Origin of the sequence: Streptomyces durbertensis (assembly GCF_014156695.1) — a bacterium.
In the GTDB taxonomy this organism is placed as follows: domain Bacteria; phylum Actinomycetota; class Actinomycetes; order Streptomycetales; family Streptomycetaceae; genus Streptomyces; species Streptomyces durbertensis.
In genome coordinates, this window is record NZ_WMLF01000110.1 from 1 (window position 1) to 13,995 (window position 13,995).

Sequence of the window (13,995 nt, forward strand, 5' to 3'; positions counted from 1 at the left end):
GTACTGGGTCTGCTCGTTGCGGTCGCGGGCGGCCCGCATCTGGCTCTGCCAGGGGTGCGGGTCGCCGTCCTGACCGCCGCCCTGTCCCGCACTCGGGCCGTCGGGCAGCGGCGGCATCACGGCCGTCCGGCCGTCGACCCCGCCGGTGGCGGGCAGCACGCTGGTCGGGTCGGCGTCCGGGCCGGTCGCGGGCAGCACGCTCGTGGCCGCGTTCGGGTCGTGGCCGGAACCGGCCGCCAGGACCTGCGTGGGGTCGGCGTCACCCGACGACCGACCGGCGGCCGCGGCGCCCAGCAGCGCGCCGACGCCGAGCGCGGCGGCCCGCGCCGCGTCGTCGGCGTCCGGCGAGAGTCCGGCGGCGACCGTGCGCAGCGCACGGGCGAGGTCGTCGGCGCTCGGCCGCTCCTCCGGCCGCTTGCGCAGGCATCGCTCGACGACCGTCCACAACGGGTCGGGGGTGTGCTCGGGGCGCTGCGGGGTCTCCGTCAGATGCCGGTGCAGCAGCTCGATCGTGGTACCGCCGCCGAACGGCGGACGGCCGCTGACCAGCTCGTACAGCAGGATGCCGGCACCGTAGACGTCCACCGCCGGGGTCTGCGGGCGGCCCTCGGCGGACTCCGGCGCCACGTAGGCGGGGGTGCCGACGAACTCGTGGGTGCGGGTGATGCCGGGTGAGTCGGCGAGCCGTGCGATGCCGAAGTCGGTGAGCATCGGACGCATGCCGTCCGGGCCGTCGGCGAGCAGCACGTTGGCGGGCTTCAGGTCGCGGTGGATGACGCCGTCGGCGTGGCTGGCGGCGAGCGCGTCGGCGATCTGCGCGGTGAGCAGTGCGGCGCCGACGGCCGAGAAGGGGCCGTTCTCCCGCAGGTAGCGGTGCAGGTCGGGGCCGTCGACGAGGTCCATGACAAGGGCGAGCAGGTCGCCCTCGACCACCAGGTCGCGCACCCGGACGATGTTGGGGTGGGTCAGGCGCAGCAGCACCGAGCGCTCGCGGAGGAAGCGCATGACCACGTCCGGGTCGCTCGCCAGCTCCTCCTTGAGGACCTTGATGGCCACCAACGCGCCGGGCTCGCCCTGGACCGCCGCCTCGGCACCCGCGGCCTCCCGCTGCCGGGCCCGCCACACGGTGCCCGTGGCACCGCGTCCCAGCGGCTCCTCGAGCAGGTACTTGCTGCCTACCGGCCGCACGTCATCGGCTCCCTGATCGTGTTCGACGCTCTGCGGCGTGTTCTCCGCCGCGTGGACGGGCACCGCCCCGACGGACCGTCCGCTCCACTCTAGGCCCTGGCCGCGCTCGGGCGGCCGGCTCCACTGGCAGCTAGACGTGCGCGCCGCCGGATTGGTTGCCACGGCCGGCGGTCGGAGGTGGCGGACAGGAAGGGGCGACGCAAGCGGTGTGAACTCCGCCACATATGATCAGCCGGCCGCCGGTGAACGACCGATCAAGATCCAATCGAGACCACTGAGTGGCGGTCGAGTCACTACACGTACCTGGCGGGTGGGAGGATGCTCCCACGGTCTGGCGCATGGTTACGAACCGGGAGGGGCGCGATGCCGAACCAGATCCGGCTCACTGTCCTCGGGCCGCGTGGCGGCGGACGAGCGGGCGCGGCGGGTGGCGGCGACCGCGCCCCACGGGACTGCGACGTGGTCGTCACCGCTCCCCCGGGCACCGTGCTGGCCGCGATCACCGGGGGGCTCGGCGCGGCGCTGGCCGCCGCGACCGGCCCTGGCGGCGAGGGCGCCGGGCAGCCGGGCTCCGGCGGTGAGCCGGTCGCCGTGTACGCCGGCGGACGACGGCTCGACCCGCAGCGGCAGGTCGTCGGCGAGCCGCCGCTGGTCGACGGCGCGGTGATCTCCCTGCACGGGCCCGCGGACGAGCCGGCCTCGCCGACGCCGGGCGGGCTGCGGCTGGAGGCGGTGGCCGGGCCGGACTCCGGCGGGGTGTACCTCCTGCACGCGGGCCGGGTGCGGATAGGCCGCTCCGCGGAGGCCGACGTGGTCCTGGACGACCCGGACGTCTCCCGGCTGCACTGCGTGGTGTCGGTGGCCGCCGACGGCGGGGTGTCCGTCGCGGACCTGGGGTCGACCAACGGCACGACGATCGAGGGGGCGCCGGTCGGCGAGCGGCTGGTGCCGCTGCCGCCGGGTGCGGCGCTGCGGGTCGGGGAGTCGGTGCTGCGGCTGTGCGCCGGCGCGCGTCCCGCCGACGAGCGCCTCGCCCCCGCGCCGGGCGCCGGCGCGCACCCGGGTGCGGAGCCGGGCGGCCACGGCGCGAACGGCACCCACGGCTCGGGCCTGGTCCACGGCGCCACCACCCCGCCCCTGCCTCACCCCGGGACGGACGCCGCCGGGCGAGGGGTGGACGGCGTCGAGCAGCGGCGACGCGGCCTCGGCGCGTGGGCGCGGCGCTGGGGCGCACGCCCCGGGCGCACCGATCCGCCACACGGCGCGACGCCGCACCCGCCGAGCGGAGGCCCGTCTCCCGCGTCATCTCCCTCTCCCGCGTCTCTCGCGCCGCCACCGCCGTCCGACGAGCCGCGCAGCGGCCGCTGGCCGGACGCGGCGGAACTGCTGCTCACCGCGCTGGACGCCGGCCCCCGGCTGTGGGAGCGCGGCCCCGGGCACCCGGACGCGCTGACCGTCCGGCTGGGCACCGCGCACCGCTCGCAGCGGGACGGGCGCGCCTCGGCCGTGCCGCTGACCGTGGGGCTGCGGGAGGTCGGCTCGCTGGGCCTGGCCGGGCCGCGCGCACGGCTGCTCGGTGTGACCCGCGCGGTGCTGGCGCAGCTCGCCTCGCTGCATCCGCCGAGCGCCCTGGAGATCGTGGTGCTCGCCGCCGGGCGGGGGCGCCGGGTGCGGGACTGGACGTGGCTGGGCTGGCTGCCGCACCTGCGTCCCGAGCACGGGCAGGACTGCCGGCTGCTGTTCGGCTTCGACCGCGAGCAGGCCGCGGCCCGTGCGGAGGAGTTGGTGCGGCGGCTGGAGGACGGTCCGCTGGGTGCCGACTGGGCGACGGCGGATCCGACGGCGGTACGGGCCGCCGCGGACGCCTACCGGGGGCCGGCCACGGTGCTGGTGGTGGACGGCGATCCGGGCGCGGCGGCGCTGCGCGAGACGGTCGCCCGGCTCACCGCCACGGGGTCGGCCGCCGGTGTGCACGTGCTGTGTCTGACGGAGACGCCGCCGGCGACGCCGTCCTCGCCGGTGGCGGAGACCTTGTCCGCCGCGTACTCGGCGTTCCCGGCGTTCCGGGGCTGCGGCGCGGTGGCGCTGCTGAGCGGGGCGGTGGCGACCACCGTGCGGCTGGTGGCCCGTGGTGGTGATCCGGGCGGTGAGCTGGCCACGGTGGACGGGGTGTCGGCGGCGTGGGCGCAGCGGTTCGCGCGGGCACTCGCGCCGGCGCGCGAGTCCGCCGGGGCGCTGCCCACCGCCGACCGACCCGCCGCGGCGCTGCCGCCGAGCGCCCGGCTGCTCGACGAGCTGGGTCTCGCCCGGGCCACGCCGGCGGCGCTGCGGGCCCGTTGGGCGTCGGCCGCCGACCGGCCCGGCGGCGCCGGCGTGGTGTTCGGCGCGGGCCGGCGGGGGCCGGTGACCGCCGACCTGGCCGTCGACCGCAGTCATCTGCTGGTGAGCGGCGCGGCCGGCAGCGGCAAGTCGGAGCTGCTGTGTTCGCTGGCCGCCTCGCTGTGCGCGTTCGACCGGCCGGACCGGCTGGCGCTGGTGTTCGTCGACGGCCGGGACGGCGGCGGGGCCGGTGAGGGCAGGGGCATGGCGGCCTGCGCGGAGCTGCCGCACGCCACGACGTACCTGCCGGCCGGCGACCCGGTGCGGATGCGGGCCTTCGCCCAGGCACTCAGCGCGGAACTGAAGCGGCGGGCCGAACTGTTCGCCGGCCGCACCTACGACGAGTGGGCGCGCGGCGGGCAGTGGCCGCCGGCGCACGGCGAGGGGCGTGTGAACGGCGCGGAGGCGCGCGGCTACGAGACGGGCGCCCGCGCGGCGGGCGACGGCGAGGTGCCGCAGGACCGGGCCACCACCCGGATCGGCCGGCAGGGCGCGGCCCGGCCGCAGCCGGCGGCGGTCCCCGGCCCGGACAGCGACCGGGGCACGCTGCGGCTGCGTCCCGCCTCCTCCCGTCCCGCCGCCGCTCCCGAGGTCGCCCCGGTGGACGGCCCGCCGCCCCGGCTGGTGGTGCTGGTGGACGACTTCGACGCGCTGGTCGATCCGGCGCTGGGCAACCCGGGCCGCCCGGCCGCGGGTTCGGTGGTGCGCGCGCTGGAGTCCGTCGCCCGCGACGGCGCCCGGCTGGGAGTGCACCTGGTCGCCGCGACCGGGCGGCCCGACCGCACCGCGCAGACCCTCACCGACCAGGGCGCCGCGCTGCGGGTGTCGCTCGACGGCGAGCCGGGCGACGAGGAACACCAGGTGGGCCGGGGTGTGCTGCACCGGCCGGACGGTACGTCCGTGCCGTTCCAGGGTGCCCGGGTCACCGGCCGCATCCCCCGGACGGCCACCACCCGGCCCACGGTTGTCGCGCTGGACTGGGAGCGGGCCGGCGATCCGCCGACCCGTCGCCCGGTGCGGGAGCTGGGCAACGGTCCGACGGATCTGGCGTTGCTGGCGAGCGCGTTGGAGCGGGCGGCGCGGGAGGCGACCGCGGCCCGTCCGCCGGCGCTGCTCTGACCGGTCGGGGCCGGCCGGGCCACGGACCGCCGCGGGGCCCGGCCGGAATCCCGTCCGGGCGCGGCCGGTCGGGTGGTCGGATGCGCCGAACGGACGGTTTCCGGTCGCCGGTCGGTCATCTGCGCGATATGCCTGCACGGTTCGCCCCGTTACGTGACGCATTATCGGGCTAATCAGACCGCGCCCAGACCGTGGATGTGCCGTGCCTCGATTCAGCGTCATCGTTCCCGTCCACCAGGTGCAGGCATATCTGCCCGAGTGCCTGGACTCCGTCCTCACCCAGTCGTTCGCGGACCTGGAGCTGATCCTCGTCGACGACGGCTCACCACCCGACTGCGGGGAGCTGCTCGCCGACGCGGCGGCCGACCCCCGGGTGACCGTGCTGCGGCTGCCCGGCCCCACCGGCCCGGGGCCGGCGCGGAACGCCGGACTCACCTACGCCCGCGGCGACTACGTGCTGTTCCTCGACAGCGACGACGCACTCACCCCGGGGGCCCTCCAGGCGCTCGCGGCCCGCCTCGCCGAGACCGGCGAGCCCGACGTGCTCGTCTTCGACCACGTCCGGGCCTTCTGGCACGGCGGCAGCGACCGGGGAGGCGGGCCGCTGACCCCGCTCGCCCAGCGCGAGCCGCGGGTGTTCCGGCTGCGGGACCGGCCGGACCTGCTGCGGCTGCCGACGGCCGTGTGGAACAAGGTGTACCGGCGGCGCTTCCTGGCCGCCGGCGGCCTGCGGCTGCCGCCCGGCGCGCACGAGGGCGTGCCCTGGACGTGGTGCACCCTGCTCACCGCCGAGGCCGTCACCGTCCTCGAGCGGGCCTGCGTGGTGCACCGGCAGCGCCGCGAGGGCGCCCTGCTGTCCGGCGCCACCCGGCGGCACTTCGACGTCTTCGGCCAGTACGACCGGGTGTTCGCGTTCCTCGACGAGCATCCGGAACTGGCCCGCTGGCGGCCGGTGCTCTACCGGCGGATGGCCGACCACCTGGTGGGCCTGTTCCTCGCCCCCGGCCGACTGCCGAGGGCGGGCCGGGCCGAGTTCTTCCGGCGCAGCAGCCGGCTGTGCCTGCGCCACCAGTCCTCGGCCGGCCGGACGAACCTGGCGCACGTACTTGTGCGGCTCGGCGCCCGCCGCACCTTCTCCGCCCTGTGGTCGCTGCGCGCGCTCGGCCGACGGCTGCGGGCCGCCGGCCGGTCGACCCGGGCTGCCCTGCTGCGGCTGCACCACTCGGTGCAGTGCCGGCGGCGGCTCGACCCCTCGCTGGCCGTCTTCCTGGCCCACCCGGCCGACGGCCGGCCGGTGTACGACGGCGACCCGGCGGCACTGGAGGCCAAGGCGCGGGAGCTGGTGCCGGGGCTGCGCACCGCATGGGTGGCGGACGCGGCGCACGCTGCCGGGCTGCCGCCGGGCGTACGCCGGCTGCAGCCGGGTTCGGCGGCCTACTGGAGCGCGCTCGCCCGGGCGAAGTACCTGGTCAGCGACGGCGACTTCGGGTCCCGCCGGCACAAGCGGGCCGGGCAGGTCCTCGTGCAGACCCACCAGGGCACCCCGCTCGGCCGGCTCGGCGTGGAACTGCGGGAGCGGACGCCGCACACCGCCCGCCCGGCCCGGGGCGACGGGGTGGGCGCCGAGGCGGCACGGCTGCTGGAACGCGTCGAGGACTGGGACTTCAGCCTCTCCGCCAACCGCCACTCCACGCTGGCCTTCGAACGCGCCTACCCCGGCGGCTACACCACCCTGGAGTTCGGCGCGCCGCGCAACGACGTCTTCTTCCGGGCGACCGCGGAGGACGTCGCCGCACTCCGCGCCGAGTTGGGCGTGCCGCCGGGCGTGGTGGCCGTCCTCTACGCGCCGGCCGAACGGGACTACCTGCACGGCGGCGCGCCCCCGCTCGAACTGTCCCGCCTGGCCAGCGCGTTGGGCCCCGGCTACGTGGTGCTCGACGGCGCTGCCGCACGCCGGCCGGCCGAACTGTGCCTGGCCGCCGACGCGCTCGTGACGGACTACTCGCCGCTGATGTTCGACTACGCCGTACTGGACCGGCCGATCGTCGTGCACGCGCCCGACTGGGAGACCTACCGGGCGACCCGCGGCACCTGCCTCGACCTGCCGAACGCCGCGCCCGGACCGGTGGTCCGCGACCTGGAGTCGCTGGTCGCCTGCTTCCGGGACGACCGGTGGCGTTCGGCCGGGGCTGCGGAGCGCAGGGCGGCGTTCCGGGCCCGGTTCTGCCCCTACGACGACGGACTGGCGGCGGAACGGGTCGTGCGCTCGGTCTTCCTGGACGGGGCCCGGCCGGCGCCGGTCGTGCCGCGCGAGCTGCGCCGCCCGGTGGCCGTGCCGGCGCGGAAGGACGGCGCACGCCCGGTCATCCACGCCGCGCGGCGCGGCGACGGCTCCGCCAGCCCGCCCCCGGCGCGCGCCACCCGCGCGTAGCCGGACCCCGCCGGACCCGCGTCGGACCCCGCCGGACGCGCCCCGGACGCGCGTCGGCCCGGCTGGGACTCCAGCCGGGCCGACGTCCGTCAGCGGCGCCCGGGAAGCGGGCGCGCCCGCGTGGTCAGCGGTTGCTGCGCAGCAGCGTGCGCATGGTCCGCATCGCGACCGACAGGTTCGCCAGATCGAAGGTGTCCGACGCCTTGATCTCGTCCAGCGTCACCCACGCCCGGCCCAGCACCGCGGCGTTCTTCTCCTCCCACGCCTTGAACCGCTCCTCCGGCGTGGCCTCGGCGTCACCGGCGGCCAGGACGTCGGCGGTGAGCAGCTGGTGCGCGGCGTACAGGTCTTCGCGGATCGAGGCGCGGGCCATGGACTGCCAGCGGTCGGCGCGCGGCAGCTCGCTGACCCGGTCCTGCAGCTGGGTGATGCCGAGCCGGTCGGCCAGGTCGAAGTAGACCTCGGCCACGTCCATCAGGTCCCGCCCGGTGCGGTCGGCGACCGCCACGACGTCCAGCGCGGGGAACACCGAGGAGAAACCGGCCACGTGCTGGGCCAGCTCGTCCGGCACGCCGGCGGAGCCCATCTCGTCGTAGATCCTGCTGTACCAGGCGAGGTCCTCGCCCTTGAGCAGCTTCGGCAGCTGCGCCCAGACCGCCTCGACGCGTTCCTGGAAGAACGCCACCGTCTCGGCGAGCTGCAGCGGCTGCGGGCGGTTGCCCAGCAGCCAGCGGGTGGCCCGCTCGACCAGCCGCCGGGAGTGCAGCCGGATACGGGTCTGCATCTCGGCCGTGACGACGTTGTCCAGCGCCTCGACCTGGTCCCAGATCCGGCCGAGGCCGAAGATCGTGCGGGCGGCGGTGTGCGCGCTGACGATCTCCTCCTGGGACGCGCCCGTCTCCTCCCGCAGCCGGTGCAGGAAGGTCGTTCCGCCGGTGTTCACGGTGTCGTTGACCAGCACCGTGGTGATGATCTGGCGGCACAGCGGGTGGTTGTCGATCTCCGAGGGGAAGCGCTCCCGCAGCGGACGCGGGAAGTACTCGTGGGCGAGCTTCCGCAGGTAGGGATCGTCCGGCAGGCGGCTGTCGATCAGCTCCTCGGTGAGCGTGATCTTGGCGTAGGCCAGCAGCACCGACAGCTCGGGCTGGCTCAGCCCGTGCCCGCTCCCCAGCCGCTCCCGCACGACCTTGTCGGACGGCAGGAACTCCAGCTCCCGGTCGAGCCGGCCGCTGGCGCCCAGGTGCCGCATGAACCGCTGGTGCGCCTGGAGGAGGCTGGGCGCCGTCTCCAGACCGTTGGCCAGCGCCACGTTCTGCGCGTAGTTGGTGCGCAGCACCAGCTCGGCGACCTCGTCGGTCATCTCGGCGAGCAGCCTGTTGCGCTGCTTGACGGTGAGATCGCCCTCGGCCACCACGGAGTTGAGCAGGATCTTGATGTTCACCTCGTGGTCGGAGGTGTCGACACCGGCGCTGTTGTCGATCGCGTCGGTGTTGATCCGGCCGCCGGCCCGGGCGAACTCGATACGGCCCAGCTGGGTGAGGCCCAGGTTGCCGCCCTCGCCGATGACCTGGGCGCGCACCTCCTCGCCGTTCACCCGGATCGCGTCGTTGGCCTTGTCGCCGACGTCGTGGTGGGTCTCCGTGGACGCCTTGACGTAGGTGCCGATGCCGCCGTTCCACAGCAGGTCCACCGGGGCCCGCAGGATCGCCTGCATCAGTTCCGCCGGCGTCATCTTCACGACACCCGCGTCGATGCCGAGCGCCGACCGCACCTGCGCGCTGACCGGGATCGACTTCGCCGTCCTCGGGTACACCCCGCCGCCGGCGGAGATCAGCTCCCTGCCGTAGTCCTCCCAGGAGGAGCGGGGCAGCTCGAAGAGCCGGCGCCGCTCGGCGTAGGACACGGCGGCGTCCGGGTCGGGGTCCAGGAAGATGTGGCGGTGGTCGAAGGCGGCCACCAGCCTGATGTGCTCGCTGAGCAGCATGCCGTTGCCGAACACGTCACCCGACATGTCGCCGATGCCGGCGACGGTGAAGTCCTCGGTCTGGGTGTCGTGGCCCAGCTCCCGGAAGTGCCGCTTGACCGACTCCCAGGCACCGCGCGCGGTGATGCCCATGCCCTTGTGGTCGTAGCCCGCCGAGCCGCCGGAGGCGAACGCGTCGCCCAGCCAGAAACCGTAGGAGATCGCGACCTCGTTGGCGATGTCGGAGAACGTCGCGGTGCCCTTGTCGGCGGCGACGACCAGGTAGGTGTCGTCGCCGTCGTGGCGGACGACGTTCTTCGGCGGCACCACCTGGCCGCCGACGAGGTTGTCGGTGATGTCCAGCAGGCCGGAGATGAACGTGCGGTAGCAGTCGATGCCCTCGGCCAGCCAGGCGTCCCGGTCCTTCGCGGGGTCCGGCAGCCGCTTGCCGACAAAGCCGCCCTTGGCGCCGACCGGCACGATGACGGTGTTCTTCACCTCCTGGGCCTTCACCAGGCCCAGGATCTCCGTCCGGAAGTCCTCCTTGCGGTCCGACCAGCGCAGGCCACCACGGGCGACCTTGCCGAACCGCAGGTGCACGCCCTCCACGCGCGGCGAGTACACCCACACCTCGTATGCCGGGCGCGGCGCCGGCAGGTCCGGGATGGCCTGCGGGTCGAGCTTCATCGACACGTAGTCGTGCGGCTCGCCGTCCGGGCCGGGCTGGAAGTAGTTGGTGCGCAGCGTCGCCTTGATGACGGTCAGGAAGGACCGCAGCAGCCGGTCCTCGTCGAGGTTGGCGACGTTGTCCAGCGCGCCGTCCAGCTCCTCCAGCAGGCCGTCGATCAGCTCGGTGCCGGCGCTCTGCCGGTCCGGGGAGAGCCGCGCCTCGAAGAGGCTCACCAGCAGCCGCGTGGTGTGCACGTTGTGGCGGAGGGTCTCCTCCATCGTGGCCTGGCCGAACTTGGCCCCGGCCTGCCACAGGTAGCGGGCGTAGGCGCGCAGCACCATCGCCTGCCGCCAGGTGAGGCCGGCGGCCAGCACGAGGGCGTTGACGCCGTCGTTCTCCGCGTGCCCGCCCCACACGGCCGCGAACGTCTCCTGGAAACGGGCCCGGGCGTCGTCGCCCAGCCGCCGCAGCTGCTCCTCCGGCAGCCGCAGCCCGAAGTCGTAGATCCAGGCGCGCGAGCCGTCGGCGGGCCGCAGCTCGTACGGCCGCTCGTCGATGACCTCCACGCCCATGGACTGCAGGATCGGCAGCACCGCCGACAGCGAGACCGGCTCGCCCGTCCGGTAGATCTTGAACCGGCGCTCGCCGGGGGCCGCGCCGACCGGCTCGTACAGGCTGAGCGAGAAGTCCTTCTCCCCCTCGCCCCGGTGCAGCTCGTCCAGGTGCTGGAGGTCCGCGACGGCCGCGCGCGGCGGGAAGTCCGCCTTGTAGCCCTCGGGGAAGGCCGTGTTGCCGTAACGATGCGCCAGCTCGGCCGCGCGCTCCTCGCCGACCTCCGCGACCAGCGCGTCCGCGAAGCCGTCCGCCCAGGACCGGGCGGCGTCCACCAGCCGGGCCTCGATGCGCTCCACGTCCGCCTCGGTCAGCGCGTCCAGCTCGGTGCCCGGGGGGACGCGGATGACAAAGTGCAGCCGGGACAGCACGGACTCGGTGTTCCACGCGGTGAAGTCGACGCTGGTGCCGCCCAGCTCCTCCATGAGGATGTCGATCAGCCGCAGCCGCACCGCCGTCGTGTAGCGGTCGCGCGGCAGGTAGACCAGCGCCGAGTAGTAGCGGCCGTACTCGTCCTGGCGCAGGAACAGCCGCAGCCGGCGGCGCTCCTGGAGGTAGAGCACCGAGATCGCGATCGAGCGCAGCTCCTCGACCGGGATCTGGAACAGCTCGTCGCGCGGGTAGGTCTCCAGGATCTGCAGCAGGTCGCGGCCGTCGTGGCTGTGCGGCGTGAAGCCAGCCGCCGTCAGCACGGCCTCCACCTTGCGGCGGATCACCGGGATCTGGCGCACGCTCTCCACAAACGCCGACGCCGCGAACAGGCCGAGGAAACGGCGCTCGCCGACAACCCTGCCCTGCGCGTCGAACTTCTTCACCCCGACGTAGTCGAGGTAGGACGAGCGGTGCACCGTGGCCCGGCTGTTCGCCTTGGTGAGCACCAGCAGCCGGTGCTCGCGGGCCTTGGCACGGGCGGCGGCGGTCAGCCGGTTGAAGGACGGCGAGACCGGGTGGCCGTCGTCCCCGCCGCCGTGGTCCGGGTCGGAGCGCAGGATGCCCAGGCCGGTGCCGGGGACCGGCTTGAGGACGGCGTCGACGCCGTCCTCCGGCTCGATCGGCTCCAGCGCGTACTCGCGGTAGCCGAGGAAGGTGAACCGGTCGTCCACGAGCCAGCGCAGCAGCTCCTGGGCCTCTTCGATCTCCTCGTCGCCGATGTCGTCGGTCGGCTCGGTCGGCAGGCCGTCGGCGATCTGCAGCGCCGCGCCGCGCATCTTCTGCCAGTCCTCGACGGCCTCCCGCACGTCGGACAGCACCCGGCGCAGGTCGGCGGCGATCTGCTGGAGGTCGCCGCTGTCGGTCTCCCGGTCGATCTCGACGTGGATCCACGACTCGGTGAGCGCGTCCGGCGGCAGGTTCTCGCCCACGTGCGGGGCGTGCGGCTCCCGGCCGGTCTCCAGGACCTCCAGCAGCCGGCCCGTCACGTCGCGGCGGACGACGACCTGGGGGTGGATCACGATGTGGATGCCGCGGTGCTGCCTGGTCAGCTCGTTGGTGACGGAGTCGACCAGGAAGGGCATGTCGTCGGTGACGACCTCCACGACCGTGTGGGTGCACGTCCAGCCGTTCTCGTCGACCGTCGGCGTGTAGACGCGGACGTTCGCGGTGCCCTGCGGACGCTCCTGGGCGAGACGGTGGTGCCCGAGGGCCGCGCCGAGGAGGTCGACCGGATCCCGGTCCGCCAGATCCTCCGGGGCGGTGTGCAGGTAGTAGCGCTGGAGGTAGGTGAGCAGCGCGTCCGCTGGGAGCCCCTGCGACGGGAAGCTCCCGGTCGGGCTGCTCTCAGCGACCTGGGCGGCTCGTACGAGCAGGTCGGCCTTGGCTTCGTCCAGCTTGGTCTGCATGTCCTCTGGCTCCTGTCGCGCGCCGTTGCGTGACGTCAGATGGGTGAAGGCACGTGGTCGTCCTGGGGGCGGCCGCACGGGAGGTGCGCTCGATGACGACGGTATGCCGGGTGACACGGTCAGCGGCGGCCCGGGCACAGACAGGCCTCGGGCCGGTACCGGGGGCGGCAACGTCGCCGCGCGCCCCGTCCACGGTGGTCGTGGATATCGCGCTGATCACGTAGGTAAGGCTATCTCGCCGGCCCGGGGACGCGTCATGGTCCCAATCTGAACAAATCCGGGGCGGGATGTTTGACGTTCTGCACAGAGGATAAAAAACAGGGTCGCGGTATTCGGCCGGCCCCCGCTGGGCCGCTGAGGTGACTTGGGCCACGCGCGCGTCCCGGGCCGCCCCGCACGGCCGCTCAGCCCCTGACCAGCTCGTCCGCCACCGCCACCGCCTCGTCGAGCGAGTCGACGACCGGCACCCCGGCCGTCCGCAGGCTCGCCCGGCTGTGCGACCCGCCGGTGTACAGCACCGCGTGCGCGCCCACGTGCGCCGCCGCCCGCGCGTCGTCCACCGCGTCCCCGATGACCACCGCCCGCACTGGGTCGACCGCCTGGCCGGGGCCGCTGGTCAGCGCCTCCAGGTGCCGGGCCATCTGCTCCGCCTTGCCGCTCCCGTTGTACGGGGCGAGGTTGCCGTCGACCCGCACGAAGTGGTGGTCGATGCCGTGCCGGCGGACCATCGGGACCAGATGGTCGTGCGCCGCGAGCGAACACAGCGACTGGGTGTGGCCGCCGGCGGTGCGCGCGGCCAGCAACTCGGCGGCGCCCTCGGTCAGCAGCGCCGCGTCCACCAGCGAGAAGTAGTGCCGGTGGAAGACCACGTCCATCGCGGCGAACTCCTCCTCGGTCGGCATCCGGCCCATGACACGCTCGTAGAAACGGGGAATGGGCACGCAGTACAGCTCGCGGTACCGGTCCAGCGTCATCGAGGGCAGCCCGAGCTCACCGAACGCGGCGTTCGTGGCGGCTATGACGGTGTGGATGTCGTGCAGGAGGGTGCCGTTCCAGTCCCAGACGATGTGTGTGCGGCGGTCCATCCTTCGACGGTATGCCCTGGCACTGACAACGGGACAGCCGGTTGGGGACCGGGCCGCCTCGCAAGACGGGGCCGCCTGTCCACCGGCGAGGCATCGCCGCAGGTCAGAGCAGGTTATCCAGCTCCTGTGTGGCGTACCACAGCAGCTCGTGGTCGTCCGCCTCGGCGAGTGCCGCCGCGCCGTCCGAGGCGCTGGCGTCGGAGCCGGCGAGCGCGGTGGCCGCCGCGCCGACGGCCTCGGCGGCGTCGTCGGCGTCCACGTGCACGGAGGCCGCCCGCGACAGCGGCAGCGGGCGGGCCAGCCGCACCTCTCCCAGCCGCTCGTCGCCCGCCCCGCGGTCGCCGCCGCCCTGCCCGTCCGTGAGGACGTCGCGGTCGGCGACGTCGGCGGCGAGCACCACCCTGCGGCGCGGCGCGTCCGCGTCGGCCGCCAGCAGACGCAGGCTCGCCCGGGCTGCCCGACCGAGCGCCGCGTATTCCAGCTCCTCCAGGTCGTCCGAGCCGGACCACTCGCGCAGCCCCGGCGTCACCGCGTAGGCGGTGAGCGGGGCCGGACCCACCTCGCCCTCCTGGTGCGCGGCGGCGAGACCGGGAAGGGTGAGGGGGAGGTAGACGCGCATGACTGCCGCTTTCGTGTAAGGCCGGACCGCAGTGACCGTCAGTTTACGGCGCGCGGTCGGTACCGACCCGACGTGCCCGCCGCGCACCAGG

At 74.8% G+C, this 13,995-nt stretch carries 6 protein-coding genes; 2 read left to right on the forward strand and 4 right to left on the reverse strand.

The features are described from left to right. Nucleotides 1-1,188 (reverse strand): serine/threonine-protein kinase (locus GL263_RS10170; protein ID WP_182855288.1); only part of this gene is annotated, 1,188 nt, incomplete at its 3' end. Between the two features lie 363 nt (nt 1,189-1,551). Here GL263_RS10170 and GL263_RS10175 point away from each other — a divergent pair. Both GL263_RS10175 and GL263_RS10180 read left to right on the forward strand, forming a co-directional pair. Further along, complete coding sequence (locus GL263_RS10175; protein ID WP_182855283.1) at nt 1,552-4,686, forward strand: FHA domain-containing protein; 3,135 nt, start codon at nt 1,552-1,554, stop codon at nt 4,684-4,686. 202 nt (nt 4,687-4,888) lie between these two features. Further along, a complete protein-coding gene (locus GL263_RS10180) occupies nt 4,889-7,117 on the forward strand; it encodes a bifunctional glycosyltransferase/CDP-glycerol:glycerophosphate glycerophosphotransferase (protein WP_182855284.1) in 2,229 nt (742 codons plus the stop codon). A gap of 124 nt (nt 7,118-7,241) precedes the next feature. On the opposite strand, the gene GL263_RS10185 is transcribed toward GL263_RS10180, so the two are convergent. The 3 genes from GL263_RS10185 to GL263_RS10195 all read right to left on the reverse strand — a co-directional run bounded on the left by GL263_RS10185 (nt 7,242) and on the right by GL263_RS10195 (nt 13,904). Beyond that, on the reverse strand, nt 7,242-12,200 hold the full coding sequence (locus tag GL263_RS10185) for an NAD-glutamate dehydrogenase (protein ID WP_182855285.1): 4,959 nt from the start codon (nt 12,198-12,200) through the stop codon (nt 7,242-7,244). Between the two features lie 404 nt (nt 12,201-12,604). Beyond that, nucleotides 12,605-13,285, reverse strand: coding sequence for an HAD family hydrolase (locus GL263_RS10190; protein WP_182855286.1), 681 nt, complete (start codon nt 13,283-13,285; stop codon nt 12,605-12,607). 103 nt (nt 13,286-13,388) lie between these two features. Further along, nucleotides 13,389-13,904, reverse strand: coding sequence for a DUF6912 family protein (locus tag GL263_RS10195; RefSeq protein WP_182855287.1), 516 nt, complete (start codon nt 13,902-13,904; stop codon nt 13,389-13,391). Nucleotides 13,905-13,995 lie beyond the last annotated feature (91 nt).